Source organism: Janthinobacterium sp. Ant5-2-1 (genome assembly GCF_001445815.1).
GTDB lineage: Bacteria > Pseudomonadota > Gammaproteobacteria > Burkholderiales > Burkholderiaceae_D > Janthinobacterium > Janthinobacterium lividum_E.
The window spans coordinates 46,127-68,091 of the sequence record NZ_LNCE01000106.1; the positions used below are offsets into that span (position 1 = coordinate 46,127).

Here is a 21,965-nt window from a genome sequence, read left to right on the forward strand (position 1 = left end):
TTTTCGTCCCGCGCCGACTACACTGAAGCAGGCACGGCAGCGGCAAGTGCCGCTTGCAATTGCCTTTTCCATCCCCACTTTTGAAGCATGGGCGCGCAATCGCATGGCCTTGCACGCATCGGCACGAATCTTTTGAGGTCACTATGGAACAATTTCACGGCACCACCATCCTCTGCGTCCGGCGCGGCAAGCAAGTCGCCCTGGGCGGCGACGGCCAGGTAACGCTCGGCAACATCGTCATGAAGGGCACTGCCCGCAAAGTGCGTAAGTTGTACCAGGGCAAAGTCCTGGTCGGCTTTGCCGGCGGCACCGCCGACGCTTTTACCCTGCTCGACCGCTTCGAAGGCAAGCTGGAAAAACACCAGGGCAATCTGCTGCGCGCCTCCGTCGAACTGGCCAAGGACTGGCGCACCGACCGCGTGCTGCGCCGCCTGGAAGCGATGCTGCTGGTGGCCGACAGCGAATCGACCCTGGTCATCACGGGCAATGGCGACGTGCTGGAACCGGAAGACGGCATCGGCGCCATCGGCTCGGGCGGCACCTACGCCCAGTCGGCCGCCAAGGCGCTGCAGGAAAACACGGACTTGTCGCCGGCCGACGTGGTCAAGAAATCGCTGACCATCGCCGCCGAACTCTGCATTTATACGAACATGTCGCACATCATCGAGACGCTCGACTAAGCACGCCCCGAGCACAGAATAGAAAGCCAACTATGATCATGAACATGACCCCGTCGGAAATCGTTACCGAACTCGACAAGCACGTGGTGGGCCAGGCCAAGGCCAAGCGCGCCGTCGCCATCGCCCTGCGCAACCGCTGGCGCCGCCAGCAGGTGGCCGAGCCCCTGCGCCATGAAATCACGCCCAAGAACATCCTCATGATCGGCCCCACGGGCGTCGGCAAGACGGAAATCGCGCGCCGCCTGGCCAAGCTGGCCGAGGCGCCGTTCATCAAGATCGAAGCGACCAAATTCACGGAAGTCGGTTATGTGGGCCGCGACGTCGACACCATCATCCGCGACCTGATCGACATCGGCATCAAGCAGACGCGCGCGCTGGAAATGAAGAAAGTGCGCGCACGCGCCGAAGATGCGGCCGAAGACCGCGTCATCGACATCCTCGTGCCGCCGGCGCGCGACTTCGGCTTCACGCCGAATACGGCCGCGGCCGTGGACACGGGCAGCGGCGACAGCACGCGCCAGACCTTCCGCAAGCGCTTGCGCCAGGGCGAGCTCGATGACAAGGAAATCGAGATCGAACTGGCCGAGGCGGGCCCGCAGATGGAAATCATGGCGCCGCCCGGCATGGAAGAAATGACGGAGCAGATCAAGTCCATGTTCTCGGGCGTGGGCGCGCAGCGCAAGAAGGCGCGCAAGGTCAAGATCAAGGAAGCCTTGAAACTGCTGGTCGAGGAAGAAGCGGCCAAGCTCCTCAACGAAGATGAACTGAAACAGAAGGCCATCCAGAACGTCGAGCAGAACGGCATCGTCTTCCTCGATGAAATCGACAAGATCGCCTCGCGCTCGGAGTCCGGCGGCGCCGACGTCTCGCGCGCGGGCGTGCAGCGCGACCTGCTGCCGCTGGTCGAGGGCACGACCGTCAACACCAAGTACGGCATGATACGCACGGACCACATCCTGTTCATCGCCTCGGGCGCCTTCCACCTGTCGAAACCGTCGGACCTGATCCCGGAACTGCAGGGACGCTTTCCCATCCGCGTGGAGCTGGAATCGCTGTCGATCTCGGACTTCGAGCGCATCTTGACCAGCACCGACGCCTGCCTGACGATGCAGTACGAAGCCTTGCTGGCAACGGAAAACCTGAAACTGCAGTTCGCGCCGGAAGGCATCACGCGCCTGGCGGAAATCGCCTACTCGGTTAACGAGCGCACGGAAAACATCGGCGCGCGCCGCCTGCACACGGTGATGGAAAAACTGCTGGAAGAAGTGTCGTTTACGGCCAGCGAAGGCAGCAGCAGCACGGAAAACCTGCTGGTGATCGATGCCGCGTACGTCAACGAACGCCTGGAAGCGCTGTCGGTCAACGAGGACCTGTCGCGCTACGTGCTGTAAGAAGGAAGGGGGAAACCGATGGCAAACAAGGCATTGGCGACGCGGCAGAAAATGCAGTTCCGCGTCGAACCCTCGCAAAAACCGCGCAACCCGGTCGCCACTGCAGCCCTGCAGCGCGCCGCCGGGGCGCACGTGAAAACCGTGTCAGGCCAGCGCCAGCAGGAAAAACGCCTGCTGGCGAAACTGCTGTTGAAAGTAGAAACGGACAAATAGGCCGCCCGCGGACACCCCTTTTATAGGGCGTCCGCCATCAGGCCACTCTCTGCCGCAGCAGCATCCCCTTAGAAACGGTAGGACGCGCCCAGCGAAAACATGTCGACCTTGGTCGTTTGCTTGCTGTTGTACTTGACGGGCACGCGGTCCCAGTCGAGGTGCAGCGACCAGTTCTGGTTCAGCGCATACGCCGCGCCAAGGCCGTAGGTCAGGCCGATCTTGCTCTTCTTGTCCGAACCGCCGCCCAGATAATCGACCTTGCCCTGCGTGTAGGCCGCGCCGGCGCGGCCACTCAGTGTAAACGCGTCAAACTGGTAACCGAGCACGCCCTGCATGCCGAGGCCCGTGAACTTGCCGCGGCCAGCGCGCTTGCCCGCGTCCGTGTCGAAGCCGGACTTGACCTCACCGCCCATATACCCCACCAGCTCAATCGAAGGCAGGGCCACGCCGCCCTGAAACGGCAACGCGTCGAAACTGTAACCCAGGTAGGCCTTGCCATTGCGCTTGCTGCTTTTATCGCAATCGCTTTGTCCGGCGATGCAATCGAGGCCCGTGCTGGCGCGAAAGCCATAGCTGGCGCCCGCATAGAAGGGACCTGGTGCAGGCTCGGCTGCGGTGGCATGCAGGGGAGCGATGGTGGCCAGCGCCAGCAGCGCTGCGGGGAAACGGAAAGATGGGAACATGGATAACCTCTACAAGTGGATGGATTGCCTGGTTGTAGCGCGCTGCGCGAGCCACAAGCGGGAGTGTCATCTCTTTTGCAGAAAAGTACTATCAGCTTGTGCAAAGTGCCATTAACGGCTACATTCGGTACCGTCATCCGCCACCAAACTTGTAAAAAAGGATATCCCGTGAGCTCACCTGAACTGGTTTTGCGCGTGCTGCGCACCCAACTGCGCGCCGCCGGCATCACGTACAAGGTACTGGCCGAACGCATCGGCATGAGCGAGTCGAGCGTCAAGCGCATGTTTGGCCAGCACGACATGTCGCTGTCGCGCCTGGCCCTGATCTGCAAGGCCTCGGGCATCGCCATGGAAGACGTGCTGCGCGGCGCGGCCGACATCACGCCGCATGCCGACACGCTCACCCTGGTGCAGGAAAAGTCGCTGGTGGCGCATCCGCGCCTGCTGCTGGTGGCGATCTGCTGCCTCGGTCACTGGAGCCTGGAGCAGGTGGTGGAAACGTATGCGCTGACGCAGGCCGAATGCATCGGCTGCCTGGCCGAACTGGACCGCCTGGGCTTGATCGAACTCAAGCCGCTGAACCGCTACAGCCTGCGCGTCTCGAACGCCTTCCACTGGCTGGCCGACGGCCCGGTGCAGCAGTACTTCCGCGAACACGTGGTGGCCGATTATTTCAGCGGGCATTTCGACGGCGCCGGCGAAACCCTGATGTGCATCCCGGCGCGCCTGTCGCTGTCGAGCGCACAGGAACTGGTGCAAAAGATCCGCCAGCTGGCCGAGGAACTGGCGCGCCTGCACCAGAACGACCGGCGCCTGGCGCCCGCCGAGCGCGATGGCTTTACCCTGCTGCTGGGCTTTCGCTCATGGGAATTTGCCGCCTTCACGGCCCTGCGCCGCAGCTCGGCGGCGGCAGCTCCGGCGGCTCCTTACCAGACCGGTCCCAGGAACAGATAAAACGTGCTCTCGCCGCCCTTCGATGCGCCCGAAGCCATGTACACGGGGCCGAAGCGCGTATCGACGGAAATGAAAGCGCTGCTGGCCTGCGTGAACTTGGTGGATTTCCAGCGCTCGCTTTGATCGAAGCCGCCACCCATTTCCAGCGAAAAGCCGGCCCGCACGGCACCGCCCAGGGTGCTGGGCAGGGAACCGATGCGGCGCGCCATCACGAAGCGCGCCAGGGCCACGCTGCGCCCCGTCACCGATTCGAACTGCGTGCCTGACAGGCGCAGGAAGCCGCCCAGGCTGAGCGGCGCCTCGCCCCGCTGCGCGCGCGCCCATTCGCCATACACGTGGCCGGCCCAGTTGCCGCGGCTAAAAGCCTGCATGCCGGTGATGGAAGAGCGGCCCAGGGCCGCTTCGCCCGAACCCGTGCTCGAATCACGCGTCCAGGTAGCGTCCACCAGCATGCCGCGCGTGGGGAAACCCGGCGAATCGAGCGTATCGACGCGCAGCTGCACAAACTGCGTGGTGCCCAGTGCGCGCGACTCCGGCAGCGTAGGGTCGGCCGGAATCGCCAGCCTGCCCTTGACCTCCGTGCGCGTGACGCCAAACCGCAGATCACCCCAGGTACCGAACTGGCGTCCCAGTACCAGCGCCGCCGTCTGGCCGTTATATGTCACACGGGAGCTGCGCCGGCCCTTGTCGAACAAATCCATCGCCGACGAGCTGTACTGCAGTTCCGGCGCGATATACCACGGGTTGCCGGCCCCAAGCGGCTGCCAGAACTGCACCCCATAGCCGCGCGCATTGCCGATCTGCGCCATGCTGCGCAATTCGCCACCCCAGCTGTTCAAGTTCGAGCGCACGTGCAGCAGCTTCAGGGCAAAGGTATTGCTGTCCCTGAAATCGCTGGCCATTTCCAGGCCCACGCGCAGGCGGTTGCTGGCCCATGGCGCTTCGACGGCCTTGATATTGACCGTGCGCTGGTCGCCCGCGTCGACCACTTCCGTCTCCACGCGCGCCACGTCGCCACGGCCATACAGTCTGGCGGCCGCCTTGAGCACATCTTCCTGGCTGACCGACTGCCCTTCCACCAAGCCCGATTGGGCCTGCAGGATGCGCGGATTGATTTCGCCTTCGCTCTCCACTGCCAGGCGCGTGAGCGGCAGGGCCACGTCCAGCAGGGCCGGCGCCGCCAGGCGCAGCTGCTCGCGCGCCGCATACTGCTCCGGCGGCAGGGCCAGCGGCGCCAGGCGGGCGGCCAAGGCTTGCGCCGCCTGTTCGCCGGCGCGCATGGCGCGCGCATAGTTTTCAAAGTCGAGGAAACTGACGCCCGTCAGGTCGGGCGCCACCAGGATATCCTGCGGCTGCAGCTCCTTGAGCGAGCGCTGCACGTTCTGCTCCGTGAGGATTTGCAGCATCTGCTGCGCCACACCGATGGCGCTGCCCAGCTCTTTTTCCGGCGCCAGCGGCGTGCCCACGTTGACGGCGATGATGATGTCGGCGCCCATGGCGCGCGCCATGTCGACGGGCAGGTTGCGCACCAGGCCCCCATCGACCACCAGCCGGTTATTCACGCGCACGGGGGCAAACACGCCCGGCACGGCCAGCGAGGCGCGCATCGACAGGAACAAAGGCGTGTCGACCAGTTCCACCAGTTCGCCATTGACCAGGTCCGACGCCACCGAGCGGAACGGCAGCGGCAGCTGGCTGGCGGGGCGGTCGCGCATGCCGGCTGGCAGCAGCCGGTTCAAGGCCATTTCCAGCGCCGCATTGCTGGCCGCCGCCGGCGGCGTGGAAATGCCATTGCGGCTGGTGCCAAACTCGATGCGCGACGGCAGCAATAAATCTTCCTCGCGGCGGCGGAACGCCAGTTCGTCGCGCGGCGGCCGGTCGGCCACCACGCGCGCCCAGTTGGTCTCGCGCGCCATCTTTTCCAGGTCCGCCACGGAAGCGCCGGCCGCATACGCGCCGCCCACCACGCCGCCCATGCTGGTGCCGACCACCATGTCAATCGGCACATGCAACTCCTGCAGTACTTTCAATACGCCGATATGCGCGAGGCCGCGTGCGCCACCGCCCGACAGCACGAGGGCGATGCGCGGACGCGCCGGCACAGGCGCGGGAACGGCCACGGTGGAAACGGGGGAAGGCGTGGCGGCGGGAACGTCGGCTGCGGCGCCGGCTTGCGGCAAGGCGCACAGCGCCGCCACGCAGCCCGCCAGGACGGCACGGATCGAAAACATGAGGACTCCTGTCGCGATGGCGGCACGGCGCCATCGGCAAAATACGATAAGAACGGCGTTAATTCGACGGCGGCGTGCTGCTGGTCACTTGCGGCGCCGCCGGCATGATGGTGGCCGGACGCTGCTGCTCCATCGGCAGCGGCGGCGGCACCAGGTTCGATGCCGGCGCCGGCGCCGCTGCAGCCGTTGGGGTGGCGGACACTGGTCCCGGCAAGGCCAGCGCCTTGTCGTCGGCCACCAGGTCGATGCGCTTGCTCACGCCGCCATCGCGCAGCAGCACGTGGCGCGCATGCACTTCCAGCACCGTCACGCCGGGCACCACCTCGGCGCCCTCCGGCAAGGCCACGGACGGCTTGCCATCGGTCGAGATGATGGCCACGCTGCCGCGGCCATTGCCGGCGGCGACCACGCCCTTGAGCTGGTAGTTGCTGGCCGTGGCCACGCTGACCTGGCCGCCGAACAGCGAAGCACCCGCCTCCACGCTGGCATCCTGCACCACCGGCACGGCGGGCGGATTGATGGGGCGCTGCGGCGCCTTGAACAGCTGCATGGCCCAATAGGCCAGCGACACGGACAGCGCCACGACGGCGAGCAAACTTGTAAATTGAGGCAAACGCTTCATGGCTTCCTTGGGTTTCTTATCTGACGAGCTGATTGATTTCGATAATCGGCATCAGCACGGCCAGCACGATCAGCAGCACCACCACGCCCATGGCCAGGATCAGGGCCGGCTCCAGCAGGCCGGCGATGGTCAGCGTGCGGCGTTCCAGGTCCTGCTCCTGCGCGCTGGCCGCGCGTTCCAGCATGGCCGGCAGCTCGCCCGTGATTTCACCGGCGCGTATCATGTGGATCAGCATCGGTGGAAAGTGCTTTTGCGCCGACAGCGCGCGCGCCAGGCTGACGCCCTCGCGCACGGCGCCGCTGGCGTCAGTCACCAGTTCCTGCATCGCCACGTTGGTAAGCGTGTCGCGGCTCGTGTCGAGCGCGCGCAGGATCGGCACGCCGGACCCCGTGGTGATGGCCAGCGTGCTGGCAAAGCGCGCCGTATTCAGGCTGCGCTCGAACTTGCCGTACAAGGGGGCCGTCAGCAGCCAGGTATGCCAGCGCCGTTTCAGGGCCGGCTGCTGCAGCGCGCGGCGCCAGGCGAACCAGGCGCCGGCCAGGATCACGGCCACGATGAGGCCATAGTTGCGCACGAAGTCCGACAGCGCCAGCATGATCACGGTGAGCATGGGCAGCTTTTGCTTGGTATTGGCGAAAACAGAGACGATCTGCGGCACCACGTAGGTGAGCAGGAAAATCACGATGGAAAACGCCACCACCGTGACGATGGCAGGATACGTAAAGGCCAGCTTGACCTTCTGCACCAGCGCATTGCGCCGCTCGATATAGTCGGCCAGGCGCGAGAGCACGCGCGACAAATGGCCGATCTGCTCGCCCGACGCCACCAGCGCCCGATAGATCTCGGCGAAATCGCGCGGATGGCGCGCCAGCACGTCGGAAAACGCGGCGCCGCCGATCACTTCCGAACGGATCGAGGCGATCAGGTCGCGCAGGTAGGGCCGCTCGGCCTGTTCCAGCAGCGCGGAAAAGGCCTGCTCCAGCGGCAGGCCCGCCTCGAGCAAACTGGCCAGCTGGCGCGTAAACAGGGCCAGCTCGGTGCTGGACAAACGCTCGCCGAAGCCGCGCCGCTTGGTCACGCCGGCGGCGTCGACCTGCGCGGCGATCGGTTCGACGGCCAGCGGCACCAGCCCTTGCACGCGCAGCTCGGCGCGCGCGGAACGGGGACTGTCGGCATTGAGCACGCCCTTGCGGGTGGCGCCTTGCGCGTCGACGGCTTCATAGCGGAATGCGGGCATGGTGGCGGGCCTAGTCTTTGGTCACGCGCAGCAATTCTGCCTGCGTGGTGGTGCCGTCGCGCAGCCAGCGTTCGCCGTCGTCGCGCATGCTCAGCATGCCGTCCTGCAGGGCCACCGTGCGCACTTCCGCTTCCGACGCGCGGTTGTGGATCTGCGCGCGGATCTGCTCCGTCGTGCGCAGCAGCTCGTACACGCCCACGCGGCCCTGGTAGCCCGTCTGGCCGCAATGCTCGCAGCCAACCGCCTGCCAGTATTGCCCGTCAAAGGTTTTGCAGGAGCCGCACAGTTTGCGCACCAGGCGCTGCGCCAGCACGCCCAGGAGCGATGACGACAGCAGGAACGGTTCGATGCCCATGTCGAGCAGGCGCGTGACGGCCGCCGAAGCGTCGTTCGTGTGCAGGGTCGCCAGCACCAAGTGGCCCGTCAGGGAGGCCTGCACGGCGATCTGCGCCGTTTCCAGGTCGCGGATCTCGCCGATCATGATCACGTCCGGGTCCTGCCGCAGAATCGCCCGCAGGGCCTTGGCAAAGGTCATGTCGATGCGCGGGTTGACCTGCGTCTGGCCCACGCCCGCCAGGTCGTACTCGATCGGGTCTTCCACCGTCAGGATGTTCGTCGTCGTCGCGTTGAGCATCGACAGCGCCGCGTACAAGGTGGTCGTCTTGCCCGAACCGGTGGGGCCCGTGACGAGCACGATGCCGTGCGGCTGCGTGATCAGGCCATCGAACTGCGCCAGCATGGGCGCGCTCATGCCCAGGTGCTGCAGGTCGAGGCGGCCCGCCTCCTTGTCCAGCAAACGCAATACAGCCCGTTCGCCATGCCCCGTGGGCAGGGTCGAGACGCGCACGTCGACGGGTTTGCCGCCCACGCGCAGGGTGATGCGGCCGTCCTGCGGCAAGCGTTTTTCGGCGATGTCGAGCTGCGCCATGATCTTGATCCGCGAAATCAGCGAGCCGTGAATGGCTTTACGGGGGCGCACGACGTCGCGCAGGCTGCCGTCGATGCGGAAGCGCACGACGGAGGTCTGTTCGAACGGCTCGATGTGGATGTCGGACGCGCCTTCGCGCAGCGCCTGCGTGAGCAGCGCGTTGATCATGCGGATGACGGGCGCGTCGTCGGACGATTCGAGCAAATCCTCGATGGCCGGCACGTCCTGCAGCAGCTTGGTCAGATCGAGGTCGGCGTCGAATTCATCGGCCATCTGCGAGGCGTCGCCGCCGCCGCCCGCGTAGGCGCCGGCAATGGCCGCATCGAGTTCGCCGCGCGGCAAGACCGTCAGCTGGATCTGGCCGAAACGGCGCGACACTTCGGCAATGGCCGCCGGCGCCGTCGATGCGGCCACCAGCACGTCGACGGGGGCGCCGTCGACGGCGCCGGGCCGGGCCAGCAAGCCGAAATCGCGCGCATAGGCGTAGGGAAGCAGATTACTCATGGCGACCCGATCACTTCTGCGGCTGTTGCTGTTGTTGATATTGCTGCAGCAGCGGCTGCGGCGGCGTGGCCGCGTTGGCCGGCGCGCCTGGCGGCGGCGTCGGCGCCGGCGGTACGGGACGCGTCACCATGCTGCCGCCCACCGGCTGGCCATCCTGCAGGGCCGGCAGCACCGGCGTGCCAAGGTCTTTCAGCATCAAATTGCCCGTGGCCGGGACGGCGGCCGTCTCGGCCGAACGCATGTAGTCGTAGCGGTCGGCCGCCAGGCTGCCGCTTTGCTCCTTGTTGCGCACGATGACGGGGCGCAGGAAGATCATCAGATTGGTTTTCTTGCGCTCGCGCGTCTGGTACTTGAACAGGTTGCCGATCAGGGGAATGTCGCCCAGGCCGCGCACTTTTTCCGCGTTGTCGCCCGTGCTGTCCTCGATCAGGCCGCCGAGCACGATGATCTGGCCATCGTCGGCCAGCACATTGTTTTCGATCACGCGGTTGTTGATGGTGATGCCGCTGACGGCCGACGCCGTGGATTTGTCCACGCTCGACGTCTCGTGATAGATGCCCAGCTTGATGGTGCCGCCCTCGGAAATCTGCGGACGCACCTTCAGGGTCAGGCCCACTTCCTTGCGGTCGATGGTCTGGAACGGGTTCGTGTTGGTGCCGGCCGTGCTGGTGTACTGGCCCGTCAGGATAGGCACGTTCTGGCCCACCTTGATGGTCGCCAGTTCATTGTCCAGGGTAATCAGGTTCGGCGTCGACAGGATATTGGCGTTGCCGTCCGATTCCAGCGCATGCGCCACGGCGCCCAGGCCCAGCGCGCCGTTGATCTGCTTGAAGATGCCGACCGTCAGGCCACCCGTCGGCAAGACCTTGCCGCCGCCCGTGGCGATGGCGGCGATGTTGTTGCTGGTGCCCGAAGCGAACGACTGCAGCGCGCCCACGCGGTAGTTGCTGGTGCTGTCGCCGGAAAGCCCCAGCCACTGCACGCCGAATTCGGACGCCTTGGCCGACGTCACTTCGACGATCAGCGCCTCGATGTAGACCTGGGCGCGGCGCACGTCGAGCTGGTCGATCACGGCGCGCAGGTTGCGGTAGACGGCTTCGTTGCAGGTCAGGATCAGGGTGTTCGTCGACGCATCGGCCTGGATGAAGCCGGCCGCGCCGCCCGACGACAGTTGCTGCGGCCCGTTGTTCAGCGACGCGCCGCCCGTGGTGCCGCTTTGCGTATTGCCGCCCAGGCCAGTGCTGCTCATGCCGCTGTTGTTCTGGCTGATCTGGTTGTTCGTGCTCTGGTTGCTGGTGCCCTGCTGCGCCGACGCGGCCGTGCCGTCCGACGTCACCACCGAGCGCAGGGTCTGCGCCAGCTTGGTGGCGTCCGCGTTTTTCAGGTACACCACATGCACATTGCCCAGCTGCGTGGTGGGCTGGTCCAGCTTCGAGATCAGCGACTTGGCCAGGTTGGCACGCGCCGCCGATGGCGCGCGCAGCACCAGCGAATTGGTGCGCGGGTCGGCCAGCACGGACACCTTGCCCGCGTCCGCCCCTGCGGCGGCGCCCGCATTCCCGCCTTCCATCAACTTGTTCACCATCGAGGCCAGGTCGGACGCGATGGCGTAACGCACGGGGATCACGTCCAGGTCCGTCGACGCGGGCACGTCGAGCGCGGCGATGATCTTCGCCAGGCGCTTGAGGTTATCCGCGTAATCGGTGATCACCAGCGAGTTGTTGCCCGGGTTGGCGTTGATCGTGTTGTTCGGCGAGATCAAGGGGCGCAGCACGGCCAGCAGATTGGCCGACGATTCGTAGTTCAGGTAAAACACCTGGGTGGCGATCTGGTCGCCCTTCACCTGGCTGGCGCCATTGCCCACCTGGGTCGGCACGGATTGCAGCTTGGCGTCCGCTTCCGGCACCACTTTCGCATAGCCGTCGCCGGAGACCACCGCATAGCCTTGCAGGCGCAGCGCGGAGGCCAGCAGCCCGAACGCCTGGGTCTTGCTGATCGACTTTTCCGACACCAGGGTGATCGTGCCCTTGACGCGCGGGTCGATGACGAAATTGATGTTGGTGTAATGGCCCACCGCCTTGATCACCGATTCGATGTCGGCGCCGACGAAATTGAGCGCCGCTTCATCGCCGGGCGCGGCCCAGACGGGCGCCGGCATGCCGGCCACGGAACAGCACAGCAAGGCGGCGGCCGACAGGCGGCGCAGCGAGAAGGAGGAGGTAATGGGGCTCACGGATGGTTTTTTCATTGTCTGAACTCTAAGGCGATGATGTTTTTTTCGCTATTGCTACGGCGCTGTCCCAGCAAATTCAACAAACTCGCCAAGGTCTCTTCATATCCTGCTGCGGCCTGGGCCTGGCCGGAAAACTGCATGCGCCCCTGTTGCAGGCTGCCGCTGCCGTCAAGCAGCAGCGGTCCCTTGATGGAGCGCAGTGTCAACGTCGCCTGCTGCCCCTGCCAATCGAAATCGAGCTCGTAGCTGCCCAGCGGACGCAAGGACGACAGGCGCGACGCCATGTCCGTCATCTGCAAGGTGGTGCGGCCGACGGCGGAAAACTGCCGCTGCTCCAGGGCCAGCTGCAAGGTGCTCCACGACAGGCGCATGCTGCCCGTCGGCGCCACCGTATTCAATGGCGCACCAAGGCCGCCGAGGCCATCGGCCGGCAGCAGCAGGGCCGCCGGGCTCACTTGCCAGTGCGACCACGAGCCGCGCAGGTTCACCGGCTGCGACAGCGCCTGCGGGTTTTGCAGTTCCACGTCCGCCGATCCCCACAGCACCGAGGGCGAAATGCGCCAGCTGAAACGCCCCGGCAGCAGGGGCGTCACGGCGCCATTCGCGCTGGCCGCCCCGCCGATAAAGGCCGAGCCGCGCCACAGGGTACCTTGCGCGTCGCCCAAGGTCAAACGTCCGCCCGTCTGCTTTTCCACGATGCCGGCGACCCAGCTGGCCGGGAAAAACACCAGCAGGGTGACGCAGACGCTGACGATGATGGCCAGCAGCCAGCCAAGCAAGCGCATCATCGTGCCGCGCCCGGGCTCTGGTGCAGGGTAAGGCTGGCGTCGACCAGCCCCGCCTTGCCCTGCGCCGTGATCTTCGCTTCCTGCACCGCCACGCGGCCTTCGCGGCGCAAGCCATCCAGCCACAGCATGACGCTGGCGAACGGCACACCGTTCAGCTGCACGCGCGCATATTCTCCCGTCAGCGACAGCGATTGCGGCGTCAGGCCGCGCGCTTTCAGCGAGGCGTCGAGGCTTTCACGGGCCATGGGAGCGACCTGCACGGGCGCCTGGCGCGCCAGGTCGCCCGCTTCACGGGCCAGCGCCTGCAACTGGGCCGCGTTCTGGCGCAGCTCAGGCAAGCTCTTTTGCAAGGCGATGCGGCCCGTCCAGGCCGGCTCGAAGAATACGGCATAGACGAGGGCCAGTCCCGCCACGACACCGCCGATGGTCAGGAGCTTGCGTTCCTGCGGCGTGCGCTCGGCCCAGAAGGCCTGCACGGCCTGCTGTTGTCCCGCCAGCGCGGCGCGCGCCTTGTTGACTGCTGCACTCATGCTTTTGCTCCCGTGGCCGGCGTGATCTTCCACACGCCCGGCGCCGTTTCATTCAAGGCCAGCTTGCGCGCGGCCAGGCCGTCGCGCACCTGCGCCTGGGCGCTGGCGTCGACCATGTCCGGTTTCAGCTTGACGATCAGGCTGCGCTCGCGGTATTCCAGCGACGCCACCACGCCGCGCCCGGACAGGCCGCCCAGCGCCTCGCCCAAGGCCGCGCTCATGCTCGTAAAATCATCCATGCTGGCTTGCCCGCTTTGCAGGCGGGCGGCGGCGATATTGCGCCGCATCTGTTCCGCTTCCAGGCCATACACGGGCGCTTCGTTCGGATACGCGGCCTTGAAGGTTTGCTGCATCGAGGTGCGCACGGTGGCGGCTTCGCGCTTCAGCCGCATCCATTCGATATTCATGCCCGCCAGGTTGACGACCACGGCCAGCAGCGCCAGGCGCAGCGGCCAGCGCCAGCGGCGCCATTCGGTGGCCGATCCCGTGGCCGTGCCCAGGGCACTCGCCAGGTCCAGCCCCGCATTTTTGGCGCCGGCGATCCAGTGCGTCCAGTGATCCGGCTCCACCGTCACGCCATCCATGCCGGCGGCCAGCTGTTGATACTGCGCCAGCTCGGCCTGCGCCACATAGACCGTCAGCGGCACGTCGCCGGCAAACGCGCGCGTCGTCAGCAGCGCCTGCTGCGGCTGGGCCGGCAATACGAGGCCCAGGCCCTCTTGCGGCGCCTGGCGCAAGGCCAGTTCCAGGCTGTCGCCGCTGGCCTGCAGGGCGGCCGTCACGCTGCCCGGCTGCAAGGGCAGGCACAGCTGCGACGGCAACAGCGCCACCTTGCGCGCGCCCTGCGCCAGCAAGGCTTTCACGAGTACCTCGGCCCAGGCGCGCTGCGCCACGGCCACCGTGCGCATGCCGGACGCGTCGGGCGCACCGGCGGCCAGCAGGCAATCCTGGGCGTCGCCAAGGATGTGTTCTTCCACCAGGCCCGGCAGGGCCGCGCGCAAGCGGGCGCCAGCCAGAGGCGGCGTTTTCAGGCGCAGCAGGGTCACGTCGGCCGCCGCCAGCAGCAGCACGACGCGCTGCGCGCCGGCGATCAGCTGGCCCAGGCTGCCCAGCGGCGCGCTGCCCTGCTGCAGCAGGGCGCCGCCGTCGCCGGCCAGCACGAAGGAGCAGGCAGGCGCGCTGTCGGTGGACGCCTTGGCCGGGTGACGGATATACAATATTGTCAAAGTGACTCGCTTTCAGCTGTTAATTTTCCCGCAACCAGACCAGGCTGGTGGTGCGCTGCGGATCCGTTTTTCGATTGACGAGCGCCACGGCATCAAGGGCGGCACGGTCCAGCCGCACACGGATCACAGTGAGGAAGTAGCGGCTCTTCACATCAAGCTCGATACCTTCGATCACTTGCTTAGCATCAATATTATTCTTGAAGTTTGCCAAATCAACAAACTTTTTACGCGGATTGCTCAAAGTCAGGGCACTGGCCTCGGACAGCGACATCATGGTCACGGCCGACAGCACCTCGGCCGGCGCCGTATTCACGTTCACGGGTGTGATTTCCGGCAGCACGATGACGAAATCGCGCAGTTTCTCGATCATCTGCGGCGTATAGCCGGGCACGGCCAGCAAATCCTCGACCTGCGTGAACGCCACCGGCTCGCTGCTGCCGCCCGTGGCGGGCTTGGCAACGGGCGTCTTGCCATCGGCGCCGCTGTCGGCGGTGCGTGGTTTCGGCCGCGCGCGCAGCACGGCGTCGGCCGTCGCCTGCGCCAGGGAACTATCGAGCTGCAAGTTGGACAGCAGCCGCTGGTACGCCTGCACGTGGGGCTGGCTGACGATGCCCGTGGCGGTGGCCAGGTTGGTGATGTTAAACCGCGCCTGCGCATCGAGCGCGCGGCCCGAGACGGTGGCGTCGAATTTTTCCGTGTCGACCTTTTCGCGGTCCACATAATCGTCAAGCCGCGCTTCCTCGATGGGCGTGGCCCAGACACCATCGGCCGCCGTCAGCATGGGATTGTCCTGGCGCAACCAGAAACGGGCAAAGTCGACCATGCCGCGCATGGCCCACTGCGTCTGCAGGCGCAAACGCTGGTTTTCCATCGAACGCACTTGCACCTGCTGCTGCCAGAATAAACTGGCGACGACGGTGATGGCCAGCGCCGTCAGCAGCAAGGCCGTGATGACGGCGACGCCGCGCTGGCGGGCGGGGAGCTTGATGCGCTTCATCCCGGCCCCAATAAAAAGACCTTGGACAGGCCCGCATCCTGGCCCGGCATCTGCAAGGTCACTTCCAGGCCCGGCACTTGCGTGGAGATGGTGGCGCCCGCCGTCAGCACGTTCCAGGCGCCATTGCTCCAGCCGCGCATGACCATGCTGTCGACGCCGCGCATCAGGGCCACGTCGGCGTTCGAGCTATCGGTATCGTCGCGCGCCGCCTGCCACAGGGTGTCGAGCACGGCCAGGTCGCGCGTGCCGTTCGACTCGCGCCGCGTCAGCACGCCGCCGCGCAGGCGGTAAGTGACCACTTGCAACTGCTGCGGCTCCTGTTCCGACGCGGCCAGGCGCACCAGGGTCAGGCGGTCGTTTTCTGCCGTCAGGTTGGTGCGGCCATTCAGCAGGCTGGTATTCTGGCCGGCGCCGGCCAGGTGGTCGCAATCGCTCTGCATCTGGGCAAACGCCAGCTGCATGCCGCGCGCCTGCTCGAGCTGGCTGGTCAACACTTCGCGCGAACGCATGATGCTGTCCAGGCCGCGCCAGCCCAGCACGGCGACCATGGCCAGGATGCCGATCGCCACGAGCAGCTCGATCAGCGTGAAACCGTCGGCAGGGACAGTGCGGCGCGCCATCAGTCGTTAAAGGAAAGTAACACCAGGCGCACGATGCGCCGGGCTGGATATTGCACGTCGTACACGTTCACGCGCACTTGCCGGATGCGGGGATTCGGCGTGGCCACCACTTCCTCTTCACAGATCAGTTTCAGGTCGCCCTGCGGGCAGTCGACCGTGCGCTTGCCCGTCTGCGGGAAGGTTTTTGCCAGGCGCAGGCGCACCAGATGGTTTTCCGCCGACCAGGTGGCCATCATGGCGCTGCGCAAGCCGTCGCTGTTTTGCGTCAGGCTGCCGACGGCGCGCAAGGAGGCGCCCAGGGCCGTGCCGACGATGACGAGGGCCACCAGCACTTCCAGCAAAGTGAAGCCGGATTGCGAGCCGCGCTGCCGGCGGTGAAATAAGCGCCCCATCATTGCTCGACCGTGAAGTGGCCGATGCCGTCGGCGCGGATGGCCACGCTGCGCTCGCCGCTGGCCAGGGTCAGCACGAAAGGCTTGTCGACCGGTTCGCGGCCGAAGATGATGCGCAGCGGCTGGGCCACGCTGTTCGATGGCTGCACGCTGAGCAGCATGGGCGTGTTGGCAAACGCCCGCTCGCGCAGCAAATCGTCCTGCGTCACGGGTTGCCACAGCTTTTCATTGAGGACCAGGAAACGGTATTGATTTTCGTCCGCCTCGAACGCCACCTGCCGGCTGCGCACGATGGCTTCATCGCGCGCCAGCTGCAGCAGCAGGGCGATGCGCTCCGCTTCCTTCTGCAGCGCTTGCTGGCCATTCGGCATGGCGTTCAGCGACACCAGGCCCAGGGTGACGCCGATGATGACCATCACCACCAGCAACTCGATCAGCGTGAAGCCGCTGGCGCGTGGCCGGGGCAGTGCGCGACCGGTGGTCATGGCTGGCATGCAATGGAAAACTTACAGTTCCCAGGAACCGATATCGGCATCGTCGCCGCTACCGCCGGGCTGGCCGTCGGCGCCCAGCGAGATCAGGTCGACTTCGCCTTTCACGCCTGGCGACAGGAACTGGTACGGGTTGCCCCATGGATCCTTCGGCATCTTTTCCAGGTAGCCGCCCGCTTTCCAGCCATTCGCGGCCGGTCCCGTGGTCGGTTTTTCGATCAGCGCCTGCAAGCCCTGCTCGGTGGTCGGGTAGCGTTGGTTATCCAGGCGATACAGTTTCAACGCTTGCATCACGGTGGCGATGTCGACTTTCGCCGCCGCCACTTTCGACTCGCCCGTGCGGGCGATCAGCTTGGGCACCACCAGCGACGCGAGGATGCCCATGATCACCACCACGACCATGATTTCGATCAAAGTGAAGCCGCGCGCGCGGCGCTGGCGTATCGGATGGTTTGCTGCGTTTTGCATAAGAAAGAGAGAAGAAGGTGAGTAATGAGAGCAGAGTATAAAGCGGAAATATGACAAAGCCTGTCATATAGGGAAAAATTTCTGCGGAGGCTGTCAGGCCGGCAAGACCACTTTGCCGCAAACGGCGCAGCCGGGGTCGCGCGCGACGCGCATGCTGCTCCATTCCATGTGCAAACCGTCGAGCAGCAGCAGCCGTCCGGCCAGCGATTCACCCGTGCCCATGATCAGTTTCAGCGCCTCGGCCGCCTGCATGGCGCCCACCACGCCCACCAAAGGCGCGAACACGCCCATGGTCGAACACGCCTCGTCCGTGAACTGCTGCTCCTGCGGAAACAGGCAGGAATAGCACGGCTGGGTGCCCGTGCGCGGGTCGAATACGCTTACTTGCCCGTCGAAACGGATCACGGCGCCCGACACCAGCGGCACCTTGTGCGCCACGCAGGCGCGGTTGACGGCGTGGCGCGTGGCGAAGTTGTCGGTGCAGTCGAGCACCACCGTGGAGGACAAGACCAGTTCGGCCAGGCGCGCGCCGTCGAGGCGCTCCTGCAAGGCCACTATTTCAATCTCGGGATTAATACCAGTCAAGGTTTCGCGCGCCGACAGCACTTTCGGCTGGCCCACGCGGGCCGTCGTGTGGGCGATCTGGCGCTGCAGATTGGTCAGATCCACCGTATCGTCATCGACGAGGGTCAGCCTGCCGACGCCGCTGGCGGCCAGGTACATGGCCGCCGGCGAGCCGAGCCCGCCCGCGCCGATCACCAGCACATGCGCATCGAGCAAGGCTTGCTGGCCTTCGATGCCGATCTCGTCCAGCAGGATGTGGCGCGAGTAGCGCAGCAGCTGATTGTCGTTCATGGTGGCGGCTATGGCTTCCGCACAGGAATCTTCTTGTCATCGGCCTTGATGTCGGAAGCGATTTCCGGCTTGGCGCCGATTTTTTCAACCTTGGCGTCCGCCTTGGCCAGCTGCACCGGCAAGCCCTGGAAGTGGTTCAAGGCTTGCTGCAGCTGGAAATCGTCCTTGGCGCCGTACTCGAGCGGCTTGCGCTTTTTCGCCGTGGCGATCAGGCGCTGCTCTTCTTCCAGCTGATCCTGCATGCCTTCCATCGTCGGCTTGGCCGCTTCCGGCTTGCCGTCGTTGCTGCTCAAGTGTTTTTCCAGGTCCGCCTCGCGCACGCGCAAGCTGTTCCAACCATCCCCCTCGGCCGTTTCATCGACCAGCAAGTCGGGCACGATGCCGCGCGCCTGGATGGCCCGGCCTTTCGGCGTGTAGTAGCGGGCCGTCGTCAGCTTGACGGCCGTGTCGGCCGTGATCTGGCGCAAGGTTTGCACGGAACCCTTGCCGAACGTCTGCGTGCCGATGACGGTGGCGCGCTGGTAATCCTGCAGGGCGCCGGCGACAATTTCCGAGGCGGACGCGGAACCGGCATTGACCAGCACCACCAGCGGCACGGTTTTCAGCGCGGCCGGCAACTTGGCCAGCGGGTCGGCCTTGGCGCCCGGCGGCGCATAGAATTCGCGGCGGCCGTAAAACACCTGTTTCGACTCGGGCAACTGGCCCTTGGTCGAGACGATCACGGAGTTACCTGGAAGGAATGCTGTCGCCACGCCGATGGCGCCCGGCACGACGCCGCCGGGATCGTTGCGCAAGTCCAGCACCAGGCCCTTGAGCTTGGGGTCTTGCGCATACAGCGCGTTGATCTTTTTGACCATGTCATCGACGGTCGGTTCCTGGAACTGGGCGATGCGCAGCCAGGCATAGCCGGGTGCGACCATCTTGGCCTTCACGCTTTGCACGCGGATTTCCTCGCGCACGATGGGGAAGACCAGCGGCTTGCTTTCGCCCTTGCGCGACATCGTCAGCACCAGCTTGCTGCCAGGCTGGCCGCGCATCTTCTTGATGACTTCTTCCAGCTGCAAGCCTTTCAGCGGGATGTTGTCGAGGCGGGTAATCAGGTCGCCCGCCTGGATGCCGGCCTTGGCGGCGGGGCTGTCCTCGATGGGCGAGACGACTTTCACGTAGCCGTCTTCCATGCTCACTTCGATGCCGATGCCGACGAACTTGCCCTGCACGCTTTCGCGCATTTCCTTGAAGGCATTTTTATCGAGGTAGACGGAGTGTGGGTCCAGCGACGAGACCATGCCGGAAATGGCTTCCGTCAAGAGTTTCTTGTCTTCCACCTTCTCGACGTAATCGGACTTGATCAGGCCGAAGACGTCGGACAGCTGGCGCAGCTCGTCGAGCGGCAGCGGGGCATTCGTAATTTTTTGCGCCACGGCCGGGAACTGCAGCGACATGCCGATGCCGGCCAGGACGCCCAGACCGATCAGGCCGATACTTTTGACTTTGATACCCATGTATTCTTCGCAATCTACAAATTCGCTTCCGCAGCAATGGTGGGAACTTAAAACTTCACCCAGGTGGCTGGATCGAAGGCGCGGCCCTGATGACGCAATTCAAAGTATAGCCCTGATTCCTCGTTGCCGCCGCTGTTGCCCGCGCTGGCAATGGCGTCGCCGCCCTTGACGGCGTCGCCCACCCGTTTCAGCAGGGATTGGTTATTGCCATAAATACTCATGTACTGGCCGCCGTGGTCGACGATGATCAAATTGCCGAAACCGCGCAGCCAGTCGGAAAACACGACGCGGCCGCCGGCGATGGCGTGGACCTCGCTGCCTTCCCCCGTGCGGATGAACACGCCCTTCCAGCTGGGGCCGTCACCACGCTTGCTGCCGAAGCGGGCGGCGATCTTGCCGGCCACGGGCGCGCGCAGCTGCCCTTTCAGGCTGGCAAAGGCGCCGGCCGGCGCGGCCGGGCCCAGGCTCGGGCGTTCCGGCTCCGGTTCCGGCTTGGGTTCCGGCTTCGGTGTCACCTTGGCCACTTGCGGCGGCTCGTCGTCGTCGATCGGTTCCAGTTTCACGGGCGGCGGCGGCGGCGTTTGCGGCTTGATCTTGCCCGATTTGTTTTGTTGCTCTTTCGCAATGCGTTCGCGTTCGGCCTGCGCCTGGGCGGCCTTGGCGCGCGCAGCCAGCAGGCGTTCGCGTTTTTCCGCCGCGATCTTGGCGTCGGCGGCCGCTTTGGCGGCAGCGCGTTGCTCGGCCAGCAATTGCTGGCGTTTCTTTTCAGCCGCGGCGGCCGCGGCCTGCTCTTCGATCAGTTTTGCCAGCTTGTCGACCAGGTTGCCCATGCGCTGTTCGTCGCGCTCGACATTGCCCACTTCCTTGCGCTGCGCCACCAGGCGCTGCGACAGGCTCGTCAGCAAGGCGGCGCGGCGCGCCTTCTCCTGCACCAGCAGGGCCTTCTGGTCGCGCTCTTCCTGCGCGATTTCTTCCAGCTCGTCCTTGGCGTTCTGCACGTCCGCCTGGTTTTTCTCCACGGCCAGCAAATTGGCGCGCAAGGCTTCCAGCAGGCGCGCCTGCGCCTGCGACACGTACGCCATCAGTTGCAAGTCGCGGTTGATGCGGTTCGGATTGTCGCCCGACAAGAGCAGCTTGATGCGGTCTTCGTTGCCGGCGACATATTGTTCACGCAGCAACTTTGACAGCTGCGTCTTTTGTTTCTCGACGATCGCCGTCAATTGCTGATGCTCTTGCCCCAGCGCATTGAGTTTCACGCCCGTCTCGCTTTGCTCCTGCGCCAGGTCGCGCAAGGCGCGGTTGGCGTTGGAAATGGCTTCTTCCGACTCGGCCAGGGTATCGGCCGCGTCGTCCTTGGCGCTTTCCGTACGGCTGATGTCGCGCTTGAGCGCCGTCAGCTTTTGTTGCAATCCAGCACGTTGCGCTTCCGCGGCCGCCTTCTGCTTGCTGCGTTCGGTGGGCTTGGCGCCCTGCGCGGCGCCGCTGGAAAGCAGCAGCGCCAGGCACAGCATGGCACCGGCGCGCCACGCCGGCAGGGGTCGTTCAGCAGAGGGGGCGATGGCTGTGCCGCGGAAGAAAGACGACAAGTTACTTGGCCTTCCCTTGGTTCGCCACGGCTGCTTGCGCTGCAGCAATCGCTGCCGGGTCGCCCAGGTAGTAGTGACGGATCGGTTTCAGGTCGGCATCCAGTTCATACACGAGCGGCTGGCCGTTCGGGATGTTCAGGCCGACGATGTCGCTGTCGCTGATGCCGTCGAGCATCTTGATCAGCGCGCGCAGGCTGTTGCCGTGGGCCGAAATGATGATTTTCTTGCCAGCGCGGATGGCCGGGGCGATTTCTTCATCCCAGGCCGGCATCACGCGCGCCACGGTGTCTTTCAGGCATTCGGTCAGCGGAATCGACGCTTTCGGCAAGCCGGCATAGCGCGGATCGTTGAACGAGGCGCGGTCGTCGTCTTCCGCCAGCGGCGGCGGCGGCGTGTCGTAGCTGCGGCGCCATACCAATACTTGCTCGTCGCCATACTTGGCGGCCGTTTCGCCCTTGTCCAGGCCTTGCAGGGCGCCGTAGTGACGCTCGTTCAAGCGCCAGTCGTTCTTGATTGGCAAATACATCATGTCCATCTCGTCGAGCGCCAGCCACAGGGTGCGGATGGCGCGCTTCAGGACGGAAGTGTAGGCCACGTCGAACGTAAAACCTTCCTGCTTGAGGATCTGGCCGGCGGCCTTGGCTTCGTTGACGCCCTTTTCCGTCAGATCGACGTCGGTCCAGCCGGTGAAGCGGTTATCGAGATTCCAGGTGGACTCGCCGTGACGCATGAAAACGATTTTGTACATAGTTCTATCTTCTCAAGGGGTTCAAATCAAAAAAGCAAAACGTAAAAAGACCTCGTCCAGCTTCTATTTTATAATGCGCGGATTGA

Annotated in this window: 22 protein-coding genes; 4 read left to right on the plus strand and 18 right to left on the minus strand. The window is 65.2% G+C overall.

The genetic code is table 11. The annotated features are described in order from the left end of the window. The first annotated feature begins 143 nt into the window (after positions 1 to 143). The 3 genes from hslV to ASN89_RS24780 are packed head-to-tail and all read left to right on the plus strand — an operon-like array spanning position 144 to position 2,284. Positions 144 to 680, plus strand: coding sequence for an ATP-dependent protease subunit HslV (gene hslV, locus ASN89_RS24770; RefSeq protein ID WP_034753065.1), 537 nt, complete (start codon positions 144 to 146; stop codon positions 678 to 680). Positions 681 to 718: 38 nt separating this feature from the next. Beyond that, the gene (gene hslU, locus ASN89_RS24775; RefSeq protein WP_058051146.1) at positions 719 to 2,071 is read left to right on the plus strand and encodes an ATP-dependent protease ATPase subunit HslU; all 1,353 of its coding nucleotides are present in this window, start codon (positions 719 to 721) and stop codon (positions 2,069 to 2,071) included. 18 nt (positions 2,072 to 2,089) lie between these two features. Next, entirely contained in the window at positions 2,090 to 2,284 is a 195-nt protein-coding gene (locus ASN89_RS24780) for a hypothetical protein (protein WP_034753063.1), read from the plus strand. 68 nt (positions 2,285 to 2,352) lie between these two features. Here ASN89_RS24780 and ASN89_RS24785 read toward each other — a convergent pair whose 3' ends face one another. After that, positions 2,353 to 2,967 carry an outer membrane protein gene (locus ASN89_RS24785; RefSeq protein WP_046682009.1) on the minus strand — a complete coding sequence of 205 codons (615 nt, stop codon included), beginning with the start codon at positions 2,965 to 2,967 and terminating at the stop codon, positions 2,353 to 2,355. 168 nt (positions 2,968 to 3,135) lie between these two features. Between ASN89_RS24785 and ASN89_RS24790 the strand changes: the two genes are divergently transcribed. Then, a complete protein-coding gene (locus tag ASN89_RS24790; RefSeq protein WP_046682008.1) occupies positions 3,136 to 3,921 on the plus strand; it encodes a helix-turn-helix domain-containing protein in 786 nt (261 codons plus the stop codon). Here ASN89_RS24790 and ASN89_RS24795 read toward each other — a convergent pair. From ASN89_RS24795 to gpmA, 17 genes are all read right to left on the minus strand, one after another. After that, positions 3,894 to 6,152 (minus strand): patatin-like phospholipase family protein, encoded by a 2,259-nt coding sequence (locus ASN89_RS24795; protein ID WP_058051118.1) that lies wholly within the window; start codon positions 6,150 to 6,152, stop codon positions 3,894 to 3,896. The genes ASN89_RS24790 and ASN89_RS24795 overlap by 28 nt on opposite strands. A 58-nt stretch (positions 6,153 to 6,210) precedes the next feature. Next, complete coding sequence (locus tag ASN89_RS24800) at positions 6,211 to 6,774, minus strand: type II secretion system protein N (protein ID WP_082654741.1); 564 nt, start codon at positions 6,772 to 6,774, stop codon at positions 6,211 to 6,213. 16 nt (positions 6,775 to 6,790) lie between these two features. Next, entirely contained in the window at positions 6,791 to 8,011 is a 1,221-nt protein-coding gene (gene gspF, locus ASN89_RS24805; protein ID WP_046682006.1) for a type II secretion system inner membrane protein GspF, read from the minus strand. A gap of 10 nt (positions 8,012 to 8,021) precedes the next feature. Continuing rightward, positions 8,022 to 9,443 carry a type II secretion system ATPase GspE gene (gene gspE / locus ASN89_RS24810; protein WP_046682005.1) on the minus strand — a complete coding sequence of 474 codons (1,422 nt, stop codon included), beginning with the start codon at positions 9,441 to 9,443 and terminating at the stop codon, positions 8,022 to 8,024. Positions 9,444 to 9,453: 10 nt separating this feature from the next. Beyond that, positions 9,454 to 11,691, minus strand: a complete 2,238-nt coding sequence (gene gspD / locus ASN89_RS24815; RefSeq protein ID WP_058051120.1) for a type II secretion system secretin GspD — start codon at positions 11,689 to 11,691, stop codon at positions 9,454 to 9,456. Beyond that, complete coding sequence (locus tag ASN89_RS24820; RefSeq protein WP_034753051.1) at positions 11,688 to 12,464, minus strand: type II secretion system protein N; 777 nt, start codon at positions 12,462 to 12,464, stop codon at positions 11,688 to 11,690. The genes gspD and ASN89_RS24820 overlap by 4 nt, the downstream gene beginning before the upstream one ends. Next, positions 12,461 to 12,994 carry a type II secretion system protein GspM gene (gene gspM / locus ASN89_RS24825; protein WP_058051121.1) on the minus strand — a complete coding sequence of 178 codons (534 nt, stop codon included), beginning with the start codon at positions 12,992 to 12,994 and terminating at the stop codon, positions 12,461 to 12,463. The genes ASN89_RS24820 and gspM overlap by 4 nt, the downstream gene beginning before the upstream one ends. Next, on the minus strand, positions 12,991 to 14,220 hold the full coding sequence (gene gspL, locus ASN89_RS24830) for a type II secretion system protein GspL (protein ID WP_058051122.1): 1,230 nt from the start codon (positions 14,218 to 14,220) through the stop codon (positions 12,991 to 12,993). The genes gspM and gspL overlap by 4 nt, the downstream gene beginning before the upstream one ends. A gap of 19 nt (positions 14,221 to 14,239) precedes the next feature. Beyond that, the gene (gene gspK, locus ASN89_RS24835) at positions 14,240 to 15,217 is read right to left on the minus strand and encodes a type II secretion system minor pseudopilin GspK (RefSeq protein WP_058051123.1); all 978 of its coding nucleotides are present in this window, start codon (positions 15,215 to 15,217) and stop codon (positions 14,240 to 14,242) included. Next, on the minus strand, positions 15,214 to 15,837 hold the full coding sequence (locus tag ASN89_RS24840; RefSeq protein ID WP_046682000.1) for a type II secretion system protein J: 624 nt from the start codon (positions 15,835 to 15,837) through the stop codon (positions 15,214 to 15,216). Before ASN89_RS24840 ends, gspK begins: the two co-directional genes overlap by 4 nt. Further along, complete coding sequence (gspI, locus tag ASN89_RS24845; RefSeq protein ID WP_152988683.1) at positions 15,837 to 16,229, minus strand: type II secretion system minor pseudopilin GspI; 393 nt, start codon at positions 16,227 to 16,229, stop codon at positions 15,837 to 15,839. Before gspI ends, ASN89_RS24840 begins: the two co-directional genes overlap by 1 nt. Next, positions 16,229 to 16,723, minus strand: a complete 495-nt coding sequence (locus ASN89_RS24850) for a GspH/FimT family pseudopilin (RefSeq protein WP_046681998.1) — start codon at positions 16,721 to 16,723, stop codon at positions 16,229 to 16,231. The genes gspI and ASN89_RS24850 overlap by 1 nt, the downstream gene beginning before the upstream one ends. A 12-nt stretch (positions 16,724 to 16,735) precedes the next feature. Next, entirely contained in the window at positions 16,736 to 17,188 is a 453-nt protein-coding gene (gspG, locus tag ASN89_RS24855) for a type II secretion system major pseudopilin GspG (RefSeq protein WP_058051125.1), read from the minus strand. A gap of 93 nt (positions 17,189 to 17,281) precedes the next feature. After that, a complete protein-coding gene (locus ASN89_RS24860) occupies positions 17,282 to 18,043 on the minus strand; it encodes a HesA/MoeB/ThiF family protein (RefSeq protein WP_058051126.1) in 762 nt (253 codons plus the stop codon). 8 nt (positions 18,044 to 18,051) lie between these two features. Continuing rightward, on the minus strand, positions 18,052 to 19,545 hold the full coding sequence (locus ASN89_RS24865; RefSeq protein WP_046681996.1) for a S41 family peptidase: 1,494 nt from the start codon (positions 19,543 to 19,545) through the stop codon (positions 18,052 to 18,054). A 47-nt stretch (positions 19,546 to 19,592) separates the two neighbouring features. After that, positions 19,593 to 21,056 (minus strand): murein hydrolase activator EnvC family protein, encoded by a 1,464-nt coding sequence (locus ASN89_RS24870; RefSeq protein ID WP_058051127.1) that lies wholly within the window; start codon positions 21,054 to 21,056, stop codon positions 19,593 to 19,595. A gap of 76 nt (positions 21,057 to 21,132) precedes the next feature. Next, positions 21,133 to 21,879 (minus strand): 2,3-diphosphoglycerate-dependent phosphoglycerate mutase, encoded by a 747-nt coding sequence (gene gpmA, locus ASN89_RS24875; RefSeq protein WP_034753030.1) that lies wholly within the window; start codon positions 21,877 to 21,879, stop codon positions 21,133 to 21,135. Between the last annotated feature and the right edge of the window lie 86 nt (positions 21,880 to 21,965).